The organism is Spiroplasma syrphidicola EA-1 (genome assembly GCF_000400955.1).
Lineage (GTDB): Bacteria > Bacillota_I > Bacilli_A > Mycoplasmatales > Mycoplasmataceae > Spiroplasma > Spiroplasma syrphidicola.
In genome coordinates this window covers 454,891-473,606 of sequence record NC_021284.1, presented here as the reverse complement: position 1 = coordinate 473,606, position 18,716 = coordinate 454,891, and the positions used below count along the sequence as shown (strand labels likewise).

At 27.4% G+C, this 18,716-nt stretch carries 18 protein-coding genes; 3 read left to right on the top strand and 15 right to left on the bottom strand.

Features of this window, described 5'->3' with window-relative positions:
* Positions 1-114: 114 nt before the first annotated feature.
* Both yqeH and SSYRP_RS02200 read right to left on the bottom strand, forming a co-directional pair.
* Positions 115-1,206, bottom strand: a complete 1,092-nt coding sequence (yqeH, locus tag SSYRP_RS02205; protein WP_236608056.1) for a ribosome biogenesis GTPase YqeH — start codon at positions 1,204-1,206, stop codon at positions 115-117.
* Positions 1,181-1,777 carry a YqeG family HAD IIIA-type phosphatase gene (locus SSYRP_RS02200; protein WP_016340670.1) on the bottom strand — a complete coding sequence of 199 codons (597 nt, stop codon included), beginning with the start codon at positions 1,775-1,777 and terminating at the stop codon, positions 1,181-1,183. Before SSYRP_RS02200 ends, yqeH begins: the two co-directional genes overlap by 26 nt.
* Positions 1,778-2,358: 581 nt before the next feature.
* Here SSYRP_RS02200 and ispG point away from each other — a divergent pair.
* Together ispG and SSYRP_RS05215 are read left to right on the top strand one after the other, a co-directional pair.
* On the top strand, positions 2,359-3,438 hold the full coding sequence (gene ispG, locus SSYRP_RS02195; protein WP_016340669.1) for a flavodoxin-dependent (E)-4-hydroxy-3-methylbut-2-enyl-diphosphate synthase: 1,080 nt from the start codon (positions 2,359-2,361) through the stop codon (positions 3,436-3,438).
* Positions 3,439-3,509: 71 nt separating this feature from the next.
* Complete coding sequence (locus tag SSYRP_RS05215) at positions 3,510-3,659, top strand: hypothetical protein (protein WP_169336067.1); 150 nt, start codon at positions 3,510-3,512, stop codon at positions 3,657-3,659.
* 26 nt (positions 3,660-3,685) lie between these two features.
* Here SSYRP_RS05215 and SSYRP_RS02190 read toward each other — a convergent pair whose 3' ends face one another.
* Positions 3,686-4,159 carry a dual specificity protein phosphatase family protein gene (locus tag SSYRP_RS02190; RefSeq protein WP_016340668.1) on the bottom strand — a complete coding sequence of 158 codons (474 nt, stop codon included), beginning with the start codon at positions 4,157-4,159 and terminating at the stop codon, positions 3,686-3,688.
* Between the two features lie 9 nt (positions 4,160-4,168).
* Positions 4,169-5,080: a deoxyribonuclease IV gene (locus SSYRP_RS02185; RefSeq protein WP_016340667.1), complete on the bottom strand. Its 912-nt coding sequence runs from the start codon at positions 5,078-5,080 to the stop codon at positions 4,169-4,171.
* 98 nt (positions 5,081-5,178) lie between these two features.
* On the opposite strand from SSYRP_RS02185, the gene SSYRP_RS02180 reads away from it, so the two are divergent.
* The gene (locus SSYRP_RS02180) at positions 5,179-6,174 is read left to right on the top strand and encodes a hypothetical protein (protein WP_016340666.1); all 996 of its coding nucleotides are present in this window, start codon (positions 5,179-5,181) and stop codon (positions 6,172-6,174) included.
* Between the two features lie 16 nt (positions 6,175-6,190).
* On the opposite strand, the gene SSYRP_RS02175 is transcribed toward SSYRP_RS02180, so the two are convergent.
* From SSYRP_RS02175 to SSYRP_RS02125, 11 genes are all read right to left on the bottom strand, one after another.
* Positions 6,191-7,459, bottom strand: a complete 1,269-nt coding sequence (locus tag SSYRP_RS02175; protein ID WP_016340665.1) for a YitT family protein — start codon at positions 7,457-7,459, stop codon at positions 6,191-6,193.
* Positions 7,460-7,578: 119 nt separating this feature from the next.
* A complete protein-coding gene (gene fib, locus SSYRP_RS02170) occupies positions 7,579-9,117 on the bottom strand; it encodes a cytoskeletal motor fibril protein Fib (protein ID WP_016340664.1) in 1,539 nt (512 codons plus the stop codon).
* A gap of 382 nt (positions 9,118-9,499) precedes the next feature.
* Positions 9,500-9,763, bottom strand: a complete 264-nt coding sequence (locus tag SSYRP_RS02165; protein ID WP_016338827.1) for a hypothetical protein — start codon at positions 9,761-9,763, stop codon at positions 9,500-9,502.
* 107 nt (positions 9,764-9,870) lie between these two features.
* Complete coding sequence (greA, locus tag SSYRP_RS02160; RefSeq protein WP_016340663.1) at positions 9,871-10,344, bottom strand: transcription elongation factor GreA; 474 nt, start codon at positions 10,342-10,344, stop codon at positions 9,871-9,873.
* A gap of 97 nt (positions 10,345-10,441) precedes the next feature.
* Positions 10,442-11,071 (bottom strand): uridine kinase, encoded by a 630-nt coding sequence (udk, locus tag SSYRP_RS02155; protein ID WP_016340662.1) that lies wholly within the window; start codon positions 11,069-11,071, stop codon positions 10,442-10,444.
* Positions 11,072-11,198: 127 nt separating this feature from the next.
* Positions 11,199-11,948, bottom strand: coding sequence for a spiralin lipoprotein (locus tag SSYRP_RS02150; RefSeq protein ID WP_016340661.1), 750 nt, complete (start codon positions 11,946-11,948; stop codon positions 11,199-11,201).
* 199 nt (positions 11,949-12,147) lie between these two features.
* Complete coding sequence (locus tag SSYRP_RS02145; RefSeq protein WP_016340660.1) at positions 12,148-13,932, bottom strand: APC family permease; 1,785 nt, start codon at positions 13,930-13,932, stop codon at positions 12,148-12,150.
* Between the two features lie 271 nt (positions 13,933-14,203).
* Complete coding sequence (locus tag SSYRP_RS02140) at positions 14,204-14,506, bottom strand: hypothetical protein (RefSeq protein ID WP_016340659.1); 303 nt, start codon at positions 14,504-14,506, stop codon at positions 14,204-14,206.
* 17 nt (positions 14,507-14,523) lie between these two features.
* On the bottom strand, positions 14,524-15,081 hold the full coding sequence (gene efp / locus SSYRP_RS02135; protein ID WP_016340658.1) for an elongation factor P: 558 nt from the start codon (positions 15,079-15,081) through the stop codon (positions 14,524-14,526).
* Between the two features lie 72 nt (positions 15,082-15,153).
* Positions 15,154-16,293 (bottom strand): DNA recombination protein RmuC, encoded by a 1,140-nt coding sequence (gene rmuC, locus SSYRP_RS02130; RefSeq protein ID WP_016340657.1) that lies wholly within the window; start codon positions 16,291-16,293, stop codon positions 15,154-15,156.
* Positions 16,294-16,732: 439 nt separating this feature from the next.
* Positions 16,733-18,445 carry a hypothetical protein gene (locus tag SSYRP_RS02125; protein ID WP_016340656.1) on the bottom strand — a complete coding sequence of 571 codons (1,713 nt, stop codon included), beginning with the start codon at positions 18,443-18,445 and terminating at the stop codon, positions 16,733-16,735.
* Positions 18,446-18,716: the final 271 nt, after the last annotated feature.

Below are 18,716 nucleotides of genomic sequence, written 5' to 3'. Positions count from 1 at the left end.
TGAGATACAGTTATTATAAATAAAAAAATTAAAAGACAAATTATCTTTTAAAATTGTTTTAACTTTTTTAATTTTATTTGGTAAAGTTTGAAAAAAATATTTTTAAGTTTTTAACTAAATAAAGTCATTTGATAATCAAACGGCGACATTTTCATTTGTTTCAATCATAATTTCTTGGCCAGCAAAACCATCAAAAGTAATTCATCCTAAACCAGAAATAAATAATGAATATAAGTTTGAAGATTTAATTTTAAATCGTGTTGCTTTTCAATTTTGATAGTCTGCTAAATTTAAATTAGCCTGTTGAGCATGTTCAAAAAAATAATTATTTTTATTATTTAATTTTGTTCGATGCAATTCAATCTTATTATTTTTGTAAAAATGAAAATTACTTTTGGGACCAGTCAAATATGTAAAACTAGCTAAGCCTTGATAAAAAATTGTTTGTTCACTATTAAGTTGAAACGTAACAGGACGAATTAACTGATTAACAATTAATTCTTTTTGATTTTTTTTGGCTAAATAATGAATGATATTATGTTCATTCTTAACTCCAGGAGTATCATAAATTTTATTCTTAGTTCCCAAATTAACTTCAATTGTTGCTAAAGTTGTTGCGAAACTATTAGCAACAGTAATTTTTTGTTGTTGGTTTGTTAATTTTATTAAACTATTTAATAACGTACTTTTCCCAGTATTAGATGTCCCAACAAAGTAAACCGGACCTTGTTGATTACTGATTAAATGATATAGTTCATCAAGTTGATAATTTTTTATTGCACTAACTAATAAAATTTTTGTAATTTTATGATATAACGGACTATCAACAAAGATTGATTTAACATAGTTAATAACTTTTTTAGGGTTTGTTAATTTTATTACCAAATCAATTTTATTAATGATAATAATAACATTATTATTCGCAATTAATTTTTCTAATTCAAGATTACGTGAACCATATAAATCATAAATATCTAACAAGTAACAATATGTATTTTTTTTGTCATAAGTTGTTGTAATTTGCTTTAAAAAATCAATTTCCGCAACATCATAATCAATTAATTCATTATAATTTGTTAAACGAAAACAACGATAACAATAATTTTGTTCTAGGTTTTTAACATAACCAATTTGATCTGAATGCTCACTTTGCATTGTGATCCCACAGCCATGGCAAGTTTTATAAGATGTCATAATCAATTCCATATTCTCCTTCATCAAAAAATCCTTTATGTAAAATATTACGCTGTGCCAAACGCTTATAAACTAAACGATCTAACAACCGTACTAACCGATTTGATTCATCAACTCCAGCTACTGGCACAACTAAAATACTTTCAATATGCGCACGATTAGCAAAAAAAACGTCAGTAATTAATTGATCACCAACCATAATAATTTCATTTGGTTGAACATTAAACTTTTTACTAATAACACGAAAATACTTTAATAATGGTTTCTTGGCATTTCAATAATAATGTTCAATCCCAGCCTTATTAGCAAAGCTTTCAACTCGTTTTTTAGCATTATTTGATAATAAAACAAAATGCATTCCCAATTTTTCTACCCGTTGAATTAAGTTTAAATTATCAGTATTTGGAATTCGGCGGTAAAATGGGGTCAAAGTATTATCTAAATCACAAATAAAAACTTTAATCCCATGTTTTTTTAGTGACTCAAGGTTAATTTTATTAACGTTTTGGACATAAATAGATGGCTTAAAATAATTTAATAATAAATTACGATTTTTCTTTTTTCTAAAAATTTGCTTGGCCATGCTTTTATCACCTCTAAGTATTTATTATAACTCATTTTCTTTATAAAAACAAAAACAACCCGGGTGAGGTTGTTTTTATCGGGTATCCAAGAAGCATAAGACTAAACTTTAATACAAAGTATGGTCATATTAATTAGGGCTAAACTTGTTCAAATATTATTATAAATAAATGTACAAATCTTACACTTCTCTAGACATTTATTATTATATATTTCAATTAGTAAAATACAATAAATAATGATTAAAATTTTCAGTTTTTTGTCCGAATTGGAACAAATTTGGAACAATATTGGAAAATATTTGGAACATTAGTTAAAATAGCACTAGTTCCTTTAGCTTTTAAACTAAACCATCTTTAAAATTAATAAATAACTATTGATCAACAATTACAAAAATTAAATATTTTAACAAAAATTACTTAGACCTTGATTATTTTTGCTTGGCAATGTAAGATATTAACAACAAAAACAAGAAAAATAATGACTTTAAGAAAAAACCTTTAAAATAAGGGTTTTTAAAAGTCCCCTACCGGTATCATCAACTCCCCTACCGCCTATTTTTAATGTTTAGAAAGGAAAATTATGACAAATCGCATTAACACTCGCCCAGTTATGGTTGGCAATATTCAAATTGGTGGCCAAAATAAAGTTGTTATTCAATCAATGACTAACACAAAAACCCATGATATTGAGGCAACATTAGCTCAAATCAATGCCCTTTATCAAGAAGGATGTGATCTTGTCCGGGTTGCTGTCTTAGGAAAAGATGACGCTAATGCCTTAAAAGAACTAGTTGAGCGTGCCCCTTGCCCGCTTGTTGCCGACATTCACTTTAATTATGAGTTTGCTTTAATTGCCGCTGATGCTGGTATTAGCAAAATTCGGATTAATCCAGGAAATATTGGTAATATTGAAAATACCAAAAAAGTTGTTTTAAAATGCCAAGAGAAAAAAATCCCAATTCGAATTGGGGTTAACTCAGGTAGTTTACCCCTTGATTTAGTTAATAAATATGGTTGAACAGCAAAAGCGATGATTGAAAGTGCTCGCCGTCATATTGAAATCTTAGAAAATTTAGATTTTTATGATATTGTTTTATCTTTAAAAGCAACTGAACCACTAATGGCAATTGAAGCTTATACCCTAGCCAGTCAAGAATGAACCTATCCGATTCATTTAGGAATTACCGAAGCTGGTAGTTTACACACTGGAACAATTAAATCTTGCGCTGGGCTTTCCCCACTACTGCTGCAAGGGATTGGTGATACAATTCGAATTAGCTTATCAACTGATCCAATTGCTGAAGTTGAGGTATGTAAAAGATTATTAAATGCCTTAGATTTATACCAAAATGTTGTTGACGTTATTGCTTGTCCAACTTGTGGTCGTTTAGAATATGAATTATTTACTGTTGTTAAAGAAATTGAAGAATATACAAAAAATATGAAATTTCCATTAAAAATAGCTATTTTAGGATGTGTTGTTAATGGGCCTGGTGAAGCTAAACAAGCAGATGTTGGGATTGCCGGGGGTAAAAATGGTGGCATTATTTTTAAAAAAGGAAAAATATTTAAAACTTGTCAACAAGATGAACTAGTTCCCGAGCTAAAAAAACTAATTGATGAAGAATATCAACAATGATCAAAAAATAATACCCGTTAATTTAACTATCCCTTTAAATATGTTATAATCATAAAGTAATTATATGTTAGAAAATATTGAGGTGGCTAAAAATGGCAGTATGTTGTCCAACAAAAAATCATGATTGTTCATCATGTCGAACATGTAGTAAACCAAAAGTTGGTTGTCGTTCATGTTTAATCTGTATTTCATGTACAGACTGTGTTAATAAAAAATGTGAATGTTGTAAAGCAACAAGATAAAAAAACTGATTATATAATCAGTTTTTTTAATTAGAAATTAAATGGGTATATGGAAATTCACTCATTAAGAAATCAAATCAACCAGGATTAGGGTCAATGTAAGGATATAATCTCTCAAATCCTTCTAAAGCAGCATCAAAATCTTCCGTATTTAAATAGCCTTTAGCAACTAAATACATAAAAACAATGGCGGCACTACGATTGATTCCTCAAATACAATGAACATAAATCTCTCTATCCCGAATATTATTATCAATAATTTTTAAAACCTGAATAATGCTATTAATATCAATTGCTTGAAATGTTGGGTAATCCTTAAAATTGAAATAAACGTGCTTTTTATCACTTCAAAAATGATCATTATTATCAACTTTAACCGGTATTTTTATTTGTTGTTCCTTATAAATTTCCTCTGCACATGAAATGACAATTTCAGCATTTTCAGGAACACTATGGCGATCTCCTAAATAAAGGTGATCTAAAATTTTCTTTGCTGACATTGTTCCTCCTTATTTTACTTTTACTTTATTTAAATTATGAAATGGATCAGTAAAACTTTTCGCTTTAATCATTGCAATTTCCGCTTGATATGGTGGGATCGCAGTTGCTTTGTCCCCAACATAAGGTGTTTCTAAAATTTTAATTTTACCATCTAATAAAGGATGATAAATAATGTTAATTAAAGTTTCAAATCCTAAAAAACCATAGCCAATATTTTCATGACGATCTTTATGATTATTAATTGGGTTTTTACTATCATTAATATGTAAGCATAATAAATTGTCTAAACCAATTTTGTTATTAAATTCAGCTAAAATTTTATCTAAATCATTTTCAAAATCATATCCAGCATCATGCATATGACAAGTATCTCAACAGACCCCTAATTTTTCCGAAAAATTAACATTATCAATAATATATTTTAATTCATCAAAATTAATTCCTAATTCGCTGCCTTTACCTGCCATTGTTTCCAAAGCAATTTTAACTGTTTGCTCTTTTGTTAAAACTAAATTTAAGCCTTTGACAATTTGGTCTAAACCGACTTGGCGTTCAGCACCAACTGCACTACCAGGATGTAAGACAATTATCTTAACCCCAATTTCCTCAGCACGTTTAATTTCTTTTTTCAAAAACTCAACCGCAATTTCAAAAGTACTAAGATTTATGCTATTTCCTAAATTAATAATGTATGGTGCATGGATAATTACATTATCAAGACTTAAATTATTACTTTTTAATTCGGCATGAAATTCTTCAATAAAAAAATTACTAGTATCAACTCTAATTGTATTTTGTGGAGGGCCAGTATAAATCATCATGGCATTTGCATCATTAGCAATTGTATCCTTTAAAGCTCCTAGTAAATAATTACCAGGTTTATTCATACTAACATGACTACCAATTATTAAATCTTTCATTATCTTTTTCCCTTCTGGTGCTTTATTTCTTTGCTCTTTTATAATATCATATATATAATTAATTAATAGTAAAAATTGTTTTAAGAAAGGAAAAAATAATGATTAATGCTGAACAAAAAAAAGATTTAAAATTAATGGTTGATAATATTTATAGTGATATTAATTTTAATAAGATAGAACATATCATCCGGTGAAAATGATTCAATTTGCTAACATACCTTGGATTAATACTTCTATTAACGGGAGCAATTATTTGGACAATTTTTGCTTTTAACCCTAATTTCAGTAATCTTAATCAAAAATTATTTTTAATTTTAACAATTATTTTTCTAATTTTACTATTTTTAACTATGGTTTTAATTTTTTGGGTTCATAAAAAACAGCAGCAAATTATTAAAAAAATTAAAGAAAAATTTAATTATCAAAAATTATTACCGTTGTATCAAACTATTCTTAATAGTAATAATAAAATAATAAAAATCAAGACAATCGACTATCAATGAACAATTAACCCCAATAATAATTATTACCATCTTAACGAAACCTTTAATGATCTAATTATTGATGGAAATTATGACACCTTTGCGTTTAATTTAGGAACTGTTAGTCTTACCACATCAGCAGTGTTAGATAACTTACAACCAAATTTACAACTCCAACCCCAAAATTTAAATTATTATCGCTGCCTTTTCTTAACAATTGATCTGGGCCAAAAAGCAAGTCATGATTTTGAAATAACGCATAAAAATCATTATCAAAAAAATGATTTAACCTTTGCCAATTTTTTTAACTATGATCAAGATAATAAAATCTTGACCCCTGCTTTCCAAGAAGCTATTTTAGTTTTGATGCAAACTACAAAATTAATTCCCAACATCAAATTGGTTAATAACGTTTTATCACTGCATTTAGCAACTATTAATAGTAATAATGGCAAAGATAATTATGATAGTTTATTTAATTTCCCTATTAGTTTAAACCCAGTAACAACATATCATAATATCTTAAATACCCTTGCACATGATTATCAAATTCTAATTAAGAGTTTAGCATGACTTGAAATCGCAAAAAAAGTTAGTTATAAATTAAAATAATTTATAACTAACTTTTTTAATAATTAGAAACAGAATAGTCCGCGATTACCCGATCTAATTTATGCGATAAAATTTTAGCATCGGGGTCAGCAACAACTATTGCCGCTTTAACTCATTTATAATCTAATAACGAAGTTGAAACAATAATAATTTCATTATTAACTGTTTTACCATCATAATGGTCTTTTGAAGCAATACGAACAATATCATTAGGATATTTCCCAAATTGTAACCCGGTTACAACATCATCACCACGAGAAGTAATAACCATTAAACTACGGTATTTAAATTTTGGGAAAATAATATCAGTAACGACTGATTGCGTTATCACAAATAAGTATGATCCAAATAATGCTGGACCAAAGAAGTATTTAACTTTATAAATCGCAAAAGCAGAATTTGTTAAGCCATTAACTGGGTCAATATTATTTGCTCCAACAATTTTACCTATTTCATCAATTTGTTCTTTTCAGTCATTTCCAAAGTAAACTCGTGTAATTTCGGTTGAAGACATTAAAATAGTATGAATTGCTAAAACTATTAAAATAATAAAGTAATTAACAACACGATTATAATTAGCAATTGATTTTTTATGTTTTGTTGAATAATAAGCTAACACAAAATCAATCCCAGCCGTTGATGAACCACCCTTATAAACAATTCCAAAAGCAATTCCATTTAGAATTCCGGCAACAGCAGCAAAAACAAATAACCAAATTTGATACATTCCCTGGGAATTATGGAAGGTATTTATATCATTATAGTTAACAATTAAATTAAATTCAGTTGGATTAATTGCTGGAATAAAAGCAAAAGCAAAGTGGAATCCGTTTTGGAATAAGACATAAATAATTGTTCGAATTGAAAAACGTCATCCTACTTTTAAAACCCCAAAAATAAATAATGGAATATTCATTGTTAAGAAGAAGACTCAATACATTGTTGTTTGTAATGATAATTCTGATTGGTTAGGTCAAATTGCAATCGAAATTGCCCGCGCAATCGCTCCAATCCCGGTTGGGGTAATACCATTACTTGTTGTTGGGGCAATAAAATAGTCATAACTAATCATTGACAAAAAAGCTGCTGACAAAATAAATGCATAATCTCGAAATAGTCGTGATTTAAAATATTGCTTAATTCCAACATTAAAATCATTTAAACTAATGCGGTCACGATTCCGTGTTTTTCGTTTCTCCACTATTAAATCTTTTGCCCGTGCCGCTCTAATTTTAAGTTCTTCATTGTTGGCAAAGTCATCTTTATTTTTTTCGTTTTTTCCCATCACTATCTCCATTTTATAGTTTAATTTACCAATTTTTTGCAAATATAATATTTAATATAGTATAACACTAAAATAAAATAAAAAAACAACAAATTGTTGTTTTTTTATTTTGTAATTAATTATTCACTTTTTAAACGAATTGTAACTTTGAATGATCCAACTTTGACTGGGTCGTAATCGTTTCTTGTAATATCAACAACTGTGTAATCTCTTTGGAATTTTTGATTCATTTGTCCAAATTTAACTCCACGGTTTGCTCCTCTTCCTGATGGAATAAATACAGGAATTTTACGATAGTCTAATGCTGGTACGCTCATATAAATAACAATTTGTTGGTATGGTGAATCCACATCTTTCAATGCTTCATTTAAATATTTTACAAATTCATTTGCTACTAATTGTGAACCAAATGCTTTATCTTCAACAAACTCATGTGATTGATTATGAGTAATGTAGAATGAAATTCTTGCGTCACAAGCTACTAATAAATATTTTTCTGGAACTGTTGCGCCATTATATGTATATGATGATTTATCTTGACATTTTTCAGCAATTGCAGCAGCAATTTCGTTTGCAACTGTTTCAACTTTGTATAACTTTTCAGTATTTAAGTCATATTTTGCTGATTTATTTCATAATAATTCATCATCGTTAACACGAACTTGTTCTAAGAATAATAATTTACGTAATCATTTTTTAGGAGCATTTTTTCATTCATCTTCTCCTAAAATTACTTTACTTGGACCTTCTTCATCTTTAACTTTTGATTTCATTACTTGAATAACATCTAAAGCTACTGGTGATTTTTCTTGTTTATCAACTAACATTAATGATGGACCAAATCCAGATAAAATTTTATGTGTATTTGATTTGAATAATTTAATTCATTCATCATGTTTAATTTCAAACAATTCGTTAATTGTATCTAAATCATCGTTTGATGATTGTGATAAATCAATAACATATTTTGAACTTAATAAGTTGAATAATCTTCTTAATAAGTATTTTAATGTATTAACTGTTTCATACATTTTAAATTTATGAATTGGATCATTATCTCATGGTGATAATGCGTTATTGTAAATAATTTTTAATGCTAAATAATTAACACTTGATTTTTTAGCAACTTGAGCAAGTGCTCCAGCTTCAGTATCAATTACGTCAATTGTATGACCGTATTTATCAACCATTTCTTTGAATTGTTTTGAATTATAAATTAACATATCAGCAGTTCCTGTAACTCCTTCAGTTAATCCTAATTTAAAGTCTTTAACAACTTTAGCAAACTCTCCATCAAATTGGAATGATTCTGGTTCATTAACAATTTGTCCATATTTAATATCTTTGAACACTGTTAAATCAGCATCACGATAAATGAATTTTGTTGATATTGTTGTATCAGCAGTATCATGTTTATCATTTGTTGACAATGCTAAGTCAACGTTTAATATTGTTTGCAATCCTGGATATTTTTCTAATAAATAAGTTACTGCCATTGCAGCATTAGATTTACCATATCCGATAGTTGCTATAATGAAAGTTTTCCCATGGTATTTAACATGTTGGATAACACAGTTTTTTCATCAGTATTTTTTTACTGTTTTAATATTGTGTTTATCTTTCATTGTGAAGTAAGCAGTTGAAATAACTCCTATCATTCTTTACACCTCTATTTTCCTTTAATATATCTAATATCATATATTATGTCCGTGTAAATTCTATTTATCATTTTTGTAAATAGAAAATACAACTAAAATAATTATATCTTATTTATACTTTTTTTCAATCAAAAATTATTAAATTATATAATATTGTTCTATTTTTATTTAAAATAAAAATAATTTTTGTTTTAAAATTAAAAATAAAATATAATTTTATTTTTAAAATAATTTAAAAAAGAAAAAAAATACTGTTTTTAATTATTAAAAAGTCCTTTTTTCTAGTCTTTTTTAAAGGTGTAAGTAAAACTTAGAAAAAAATTTATATTATTTTAAATAATATAAATTTTTTTTGTTTTATAAAATACAACAACAATTTATTTTATACAAATAAAATATTTAAATGACTATCATTTAAGTGATTATTTTTATCTGACCATGTTAAATTTGCGCCATTTGGTGTTTTATAACTTCCTTCAATACTATTCATCTGTTTAATTCCTACATATGCCGAAACACCAGAAGACACCAAATTTGTTAAACTACTAGTACAAGCAGTAATAATTGCCGCAATTCCAGCCAAAACGGCCCCCGATAACATCCCAGCTTTTAGTGTTTTCATTTCAGTAATTGATAATTTCACCATCTTAATTCCTCCTATTATTATATTTAAAAATAAAGGTAATATTTCCTTTTAAAAAAAGAGTTAATTTTACATTAACTCTTTTTTGATCAAAATTAAGACATATTATTTTATGCAACTGAAACAATAGTTACTTTATAAGGTGTTTGAATCCCTTTAATTTCAACAGTTTCGCCAACTTTTTTACCAATAATTGCTTTAGCAATTGGTGATTCATTTGAAATTGTATTTTCAAATGGATTTGCTTCAACCGCTCCAACAATTTTAATTTCAAAATCTTTTTTTAATAATAAATTTGTAAAAGTAACTTTACTTCCTAATTTAATAACTCCAGCTTTTGATTTAACTTCTTTAATTTCTTTTGCCTTTGTTAATAAACCTTCGATTTGCTTAATTCGCCCTTCAACTTCGGCTTGACGATTACGTGCGGCATCATAGTCAGCATTTTCTGACAAGTCCCCTTGCGCACGAGCTTCCTTTAATTCTTCAATTACTTGTGGACGAACGATATTAATTAAATTATCTAATTCTGCTTGTAAATCTTTGATTCCCTCTTTTGTTAATAAAATTTCTTCATTTGGCATCATAAAATCACTCCTCTAATTACTTTATTGCTTATTTAACACTTGAATATTATAACATTATTCTTTCAAAAAATACTATCTTTCGCACTAATAAACCCTATCTTTTTAACAAACTTTTAACTTTTGTGGCAATCATATCAATGGCTATTTCATTGCCTTCATAATATGGAACTATAATATCAGCATATTTAATACTTGGTTCAACAAAATATTCATACATGGGTTTAACCGTTGATAAATATTGATGAATAATATCTTGGACTGTTCGTCCTCGTTCTTCAATATCACGTGTTAAACGGCGAATAAAACGAATATCATCTTCTGTTTTAATAAAGATTTTTATATTAGATAATTTGCGAATTTCATCAATTGCCAAAGCAAGAATCCCATCTAAAATAATGACATCCCCCGCTTTAACAAGTTCTGTTTCTTTTAAGCGATTATTCTGGGTAAAATCATAAATTGGTCGTAAAACATCCTTTCCTTGTTTTAAAGCTGTTAAATGAGAAATTAACAAATCCAAATCTAAGGCATTAGGATGATCAAAATTAATTTTTTTGCGCTCGGCTAAACTTAAATTATCTAGTGATTTATAATAACTATCCATTGTTAAATAAACAATTCTTTGATTTTTTAAAATATGGGCAATTTTCTTCGCAACTGTTGTTTTACCACTTGCTGTTCCTCCAGCAATTGCTAAAATTTGGACTTCTTTCTGATCTAACATCTTTTCCCCCTTGATATCTTCCATAAATTATTTTAGCATATCATCGGAAATAATAAAATATTACAATAAAAAAATCCTATATTATTATAGGATTTTTTTATATAGTTAAAGTTTATTAAACTAATATTTAAAATGATTTTGATTTTGCTGTAGCTGTTACTTTTGCTGTGAAAGTAAACTCTCCTTTAACTAATTTTGAAGTATTTGTAGCTTTTACTGTAAAATTAATTGTTTTTGGGCTTGAATAATCACCTTTAGCGGCATCATTTGTAATTGTGTAGTCAGTTGTAATTACTGCCCCTAATACTAATTTAGAAATTTCTGTACTAACTGCATCTAACATTGTTTTATCTTGATTAATTACAGCTAATTCATTGTCTTGAACATCTGTTACGTTGCCTACTGTAATTGCAATTGCTTGATCGGCAACTTTTACATCTTTAATCTCTTGTTTAACAAAAGAACCTGCTTTTGGTAAAGTTACTTTAATGTATCCTGTTTCACCAACAATCAGTTTGCTTTCTTTAACTGCTGTAATTTTTACATAAACATCAGCTGTTGCTTCTGTTAAATTAACTGTTTTATATTCAGTTCCTTTATCATCACTAAAAACATCATATGTATAATCAGTTGTTTCAACTGCTTTAGCAGCGATTTTTTGAACTGCTTGTTCAACATTTTTCTTAATAGATTTAACTACTTCTGCTTTTTCTACAGCAGCCTCGTCTTTAGCTGGAACTAAAGCTGGGTTTGTAATACTTTTAATACTTGAAATGTCATTGCTTGTAGCGCTTGAACCATTGTTACATGCTACTACTGCTGATGAGCCTGTTGCTGTTAAACCGACCGCACCTAAAATTGCTAATAAACGCTTCATAATAATTGTTCCTTCCTTACTAATGTTAAATACTTTTATTTAACATTACCCCTATAGTATACCAAAAATAGAAAAAAATCAAGAATTCAATTGCAAACTTAAGAAAAAAATTATTTTAATTTGGAAATTTTGAACAATTTTTTACGGATTTTAATGACAATTATGCAAAATAAAAACAGATTATTTAAAATCTGTTTTGTTAGTCTGAAATATCGCTTGTTTCTTGCTCTTTTTTTTCTAAATTTTCATAGATCGCATTAAGATTATCCAGTAAAGCCCTCGCCGTTTGATAATTCTCATTTGGTGGGTCTTGTGCGTTTGATAACGCTTTATTCCGTTCTAAATATTCGATAACTTCATTACGTAGATCTTTTGCGACATATTTTAAATCATCGCAAATCACAAACTCATTATCTAATTTTGCTTGTAAAGCTGGATTTGTTTGCATTCTTTGTAAATATTTTCGACGATAATATGTAAAGTATCAAATAGTTGCAAAAGAAACTGAACTAATAATAAAGGCTAATTCAATCAAGGCTCCCGTTAATTTACTTTGAAAGTCCTTTGTCGAGCTAGTAATAACACCATTAACTAAACTGTAATAATGTCATCCAAAGACGAATCCTAAGATTAATAAAACAATTGGAAAAGCGATTCATTCTCATACTTTCATTTTAATTTTTTTCTGAAATCCTAATTTTAAATTTACCGCAATTACCATTGCATAAATAAAAATTACAATTGCCGAAGCAGCTTCTGTTAACGAAGAAATATCAAATGGTTGTTCATATTGAAGAATTTGGCCAATACTTGGAAACATTCCATAATCTAATGTTAATGAAATTCCCTTAATTAAATCCGGAATTGCTAATCACAAAAGAATCATTAAAATTGTAATGCATAAATTTAAAATTGATGCCCGAACTGGTAAACCATCTTTATTCAGTTTGCGGAAACGATCAGGTAAATAACCTTCAGTTGCCATCGGTTGGATTGATGTTCCACCATATAAAGCATTTTGCATTGCCACGTTAACTTTAAGAGCAAAGGAGGAAATAATCATTATAATCGGTCCCCCATATAAAATTACTTTACTATTAAAACTATTTCATGTCCCCATATTCATATTTTGAACAAAACTATTAAAAGCAGCAAAGAAAATAATTGAAATAACAATATAAAAAATTGTACTAATAAACATAATTAGGGTAATTCCACGCCCAATATTTTTTTCAGGATTAATAATGTTTTTCCCTGCCGTTGAAAAAGTTTCAAAACCAGCAAAAAAGAAGAAACATGAATTAAAGGCTTTTATAAAACCAGGTAAGGAAAAGTGACTATTTTGACCCCAATAAGATAAATTCTCTGGACCTTTTTGAAAAGCTAATGCTAAACCGGCAATAATTAAAAAACCAGCTGTAACTCACTTAACTATTCCTGTTCCGTTTGCTAATTTTCGGTATAATTTCATTCCTCCAAAAATAATTGCTGATGCTGACATATAAATTAGAATACCAATTAAATCTAATCATAGATCACCAAAGGCTCCTCAATTGGCAGCATATCAAGGTAAAATATATTCGTTATCACTAATTTTTTGGGCCACAAAATCAACCCCAAAGGCTCCACGAATTAACATCATAACTTGGATTGTAATTAAAAATGGTAATGAGACATATTGCATAAAAGCAACAAAGATTCCTCAAAATTTTCCAAATGATGTCCGAACATAAATGTAAGCTGCCCCATTATTATTAGATTGATGAATTTTGGCCATTTTGGCAAAAGCTCAAGCACATATCCCAGCAATTAACCCTTCGACGGCAAAGACTCATACAACATGCATTCCAATTGGATCAGACTTTGATGTCACATTTGATAAAATCGCAAAATTACCGATAAATCCAATTGAAACCGTATAGTTAAAACCTAGCGAGACAAAATCAGCTAAACTAAATTTTTTGGTTTGCTTTTTTTCTCGCATAAATTAATATCGCTTCCTCTCTATTTAAACCCAATAATAAATTAAAATACCATATCCCTTTACCAACTTATTTTTTAATAAAAAAATACCATAAAATAATATGTTTTTTATTATATCCCCAAAGTTATTAAAAATCAATTAATTTAATAAAATTAATAAAATTAATCTTGTTATCCTAATAAAAATAAAAGCAGTTTTTATAGGATTATTAACCTAAAAACTGCTTTTATTTTTATTAAATAACTAATTTCTAATTAAAAGATTATTTTAATTAGTGATGAAAAGTAATACTAATATTTTTTGGTTTTAATTTTAAAGCATAATTAATCTCGTTAATAACTACTTCATTAATTTCTTGTGTTAAGACTGTCAGATTTTCTTTGCCAATTACACGTCCGCTAATAAAGATGTGTAGTAAAAAATTATCTTCAAATAAACGACATTTAATTTCATCAATAAAAAAACGGTTTGCAATATCACGTAAAGCATATGAAACTAATTTTTTTACAGCTAATAAATTAACTAATAATTCGCCACGATAATTTTTTTCAATCAATAAATTATTACTTTCCATAGTATTTGTCTCCTTACTTATGCTCGTCCTGAGTATTTTCCATCAGCAGTTGATACAGTAATTATTTCATTTTCTTTAATAAACAAAGGGACTAAGAGTTCTCAACCTGTTTCTAAAACAGCTTTTTTCATTGCTCCTGATGTTGTATCCCCTTTAATTGCCGCTTCGGCTTCAACAATTGTTAAATCAATTTTATCTGGTAAAACAATCCCAATTACTTCCCCTTCAAACTTACTAACTGAAACCATTACCCCTTCTTTTAAGAAGTTTTTTTCTCAAGCTAATCGTTCTGAAGGAATTTCTAATTGTTCATATGTCACAGTATCCATAAAAATGGCATTTGATCCATCATCATATAAGAATTGCATTTCAACTTTATCAATCATCGCTTTACTTACTTTATCGCCACCAGTAAAAGTAATCATTGTTGTTGAACCTGTTCGTAAATTTTTTACTTTTGTTTTAACATGGGCTTGACCACGACCAGATTTTGAATGTTGGGCTTCCAGAACAACATAAATATTACCTTCATATTCAAAAGTTATTCCGGGGCGAAAATCATTTACACTAATCATACTATTCCTCTTTCTAAAATTAATATCACTTTAATTATAAACTAAACTAATTATATCTCAATAGTTATCTGGCTATTCTAAATTATTATCAAAAATCTTTTCATATTCTTTATTAATTTTTTTATGGGTAATTTCTAGATCCTCAATTGAACCATTTAAATCATTATAATTTTTCAGAAAACCTTTTCAACGCGCTTCTCAGCGATCAAATTCCCCTTTAATATTAATTAAATTTTTACGAATCACTTCAATACTTTTATTAAAAGCAATTTCACGGGAGTGTTTTTCAATAATAAATAAAATCGCTGATAAAGTTGTTGGCGATGTAATTCAGATTTTTTGTTTAAAAGCATAAGAAATTAATTCATCAGGAAATTGGGCATAAACAAAGGAAAAAACATTTTCAGAAGGAATAAACATAATTGCACTGGAAATATTATTTTCCGGATTAATATATTTTGCAACTTCATTAACACGGGCCTTTAAATCGTTTTTAAAAGCAATTAAATAACGATCTTGATTTGTTTTTTCCGTTTCTTCTAAATACTTATTATAATTCGTGAAGGAAAATTTCGCATCAATTGCAATATCTTCTTTTTCCCCTTGTGTTTTTAAAACTGCATCAACAACCCCACCATTTGGTAATTTATACTGACGCTGTCAAATATTTTGATTTTCCCCATACATATCAGCTAAAATTTTTTCTAACGAATATTCCCCAAGGTTTCCCCGTTTTTTACTGTTATTTAAAAAAATGTCATTCAAACTACGGACCTTTTTTTCAACTTCTTCTAAAGTATCAGTTGATTTTGTAAGGACTGTTAAATTATTTAAAACATCATTTAATGATTTAGCAACTGATAGACCTTGACTATTTAGGACATTTTTTAAATCACTATCTTGCTTATCGGCAGTTGATTTAAAATTACCAAGTTCTTGGGCTAATAAGGCCAAATTTTCTTTAAATTTTTGGTCATTATTAATTGTTTGGCCAATTAAAGTTGTTAATTCTTGTTTTTGATATTGTAATTGTTCTTGTAAATTACGAACTTGTTGTTCTAACAATTCTTTTGATGCTTGGATATCTTTTTGCAAAACCAATGAATCATTATTATTTAAATTTTTTTGTTTTGATTTTATTAAATATAACACTAAGAATAATAATAAGACAAATAAAATTATTCCTAATAAAATATAGGCGACAACTGTCATATCTTTTTTTCCTTTCTAGGATGTAATTACTGATTAACCTCTTTGATTAAAACATTTTTTTTAATAAACTGCAAGAACAATTAAAGGTTAGATGGAATAAATTATATGGTTGCTGAGGCGTATTTTTAAATCTTTATAATCAAAAATGTCTTCTTTGTTATTTGTAACTTTTTCTTCCAAGTTTTTAAAATTTTTAATTTGATTAAAAATATTTAGGGGGCGTTTATTTTTTAAACAAACAAAAATCAATACTATTTTGATACAGTCGAAAATAGATTCAAACCCCTTATTATTATCTTAACGGTGAAAACCTTACTATGTAATGGAAAACTGTGACAAAATATACTATGAAACTATAATCAATTTTCTTCTTTAAATCAAAATAAAAGAGCTATTAAAAATAGCTCTTTTAAAATTGGAAGATATTTTAATAACCTAACTATTTTAAAACAAATGTTTGTATTTCTTCGTTTTGATTTTTAGTAAACACAAGGGTCCCAGCATTAAGAGATAAAACTTGGACTAATTCCCCTACTAAATTAGTTTTTATTTGATTAACTACAATACCCTCATCATTAACAACATATGCATTATTAGCATCTTTGTAAAAAATAATTTCATTATTTTTTACATATTGCTTTAAATAAAATATTGTTTGATATTCTAAATTAATATTTGATAATCCTAAATCAATTAGTGTTCCATCTTTTTTAACAATATAATTTGAATTTGATGTTGTTATAATAAATGAATTAAATCCTAATTGACCAGTTGTTATCTTTCAAATATTGCCTTTAATTTTGCCTGAAACAGGTGAAATTAGCCCATTATTTGTAATAATATGACCAGCATTATTTTCCCCATTAGGCGAAACAACAAGCATCATACTTGAATCTTTGCTTATCATAATTAGTGGATAAGTTCCTGATAATTGGAATACTTTTTCAACAGAATTATTATCACCAATTTGATAAAGATACTTAGTTGAAGCAACAAAAAGATGATTTTTAGCAGGAAAGTTTACTATTTTTAAATCATTTTCTGGTATTAAACTGGTAATTTCAACTACATCACCATTAACATCAACAATATATCTGTGGTTGGTTGTTAGTAAAAGTATTTTAGTTTGTTGTTGGCTATAACCAATTGCAATATTTCCCAAATAATAATCATTAGCAATTTTACTACTAATATCTTTCACATGACCATTACCATCAATAATGTAATAATTTGAGCTATTTCGATCAGGACTAAAAATATAATGATGATTATTAAAATCCATTTTTAAAATTGAAATTGATTTTAATGGGCTTGATTTCATTAAATGAGAAAGATCAATAATATCTCCTGTTTTACTTAAAATGTAAAGGTGATGATTGTTACCGTCAAAATCACTTGTAATAAAAATTAATTTTTCCTCTGATTGATTAGCAATCACGTTGCCTAAAGTTCCAAAGCCATTTGGGTAGTTATATTCGATGCGGCCAGTAATCAAGCCACTGACATTTTTAACATTGCCATCAATATCAAAAATAAAATAATTTATGCTATTATCAGAATTTAAAGTTTCAATTAATATTGTATTTAATTTTGTCCCCATTAAAAGAAAAGTTTGATATTTCCCTGTCAAATCGTTAATTAGTTTAATTTCATTCTTTGGCCCAATTAAATAAAATAACCCACTATCAGTTTGCAGTAATGATTTATTTGTTTGCCATCCAACATTTATTAAACTAGTAGCTAGGCCTTGAATTGAAGGAGATATATCAATTAATCCTTCATCAGCATCAAATAAATATGTGTTATTTGTTGTTGTCTGAAAAAATGCTAAATTTTTATTTGTTCCAACTGGACTAATCAAAGTAATTGTCCCTTGATAACCGTCAATTATTTTAGCATCATTATCTTTAAGCAATATTAATTGATTTGATTTTTGGTTAAAAACTAAACTTAAGTTTTCGGTTTCTAATAAAGGTTTCAAATCATTAAGTGAATCAATTTTAATATTTTTTTGCTCAAAATTTAAATTAAGTTCATCTGATTGAACTGTTTTAATATTATTTTCAGCATTAAATTTATTAAATATTTTATCGTTTGAAAATCCAGCGATGCCTATAGCAGCAGCGCCTAATAACATAAGTAAATTTTTCATATTTTTCCTCTTATTCTATTCCCACCAGTTACCCTACCCTATTAATTAGTAATGATAATTTAGTATTTAATAGATAATAATTGATAATTTTATTACTTTGTTACTTAAAAATATATATGATAATATTAAATATAATATTAGTTCTTAACAATAATGTCAATAAAAAATAATTATAAAATTTCCATAAATATAATAACAATAATAAAACGGAGTTATTGCCCTCATTTTATTTCCGGACTCCTAAATCTTCAATAGTTAATTTAACCAGAAA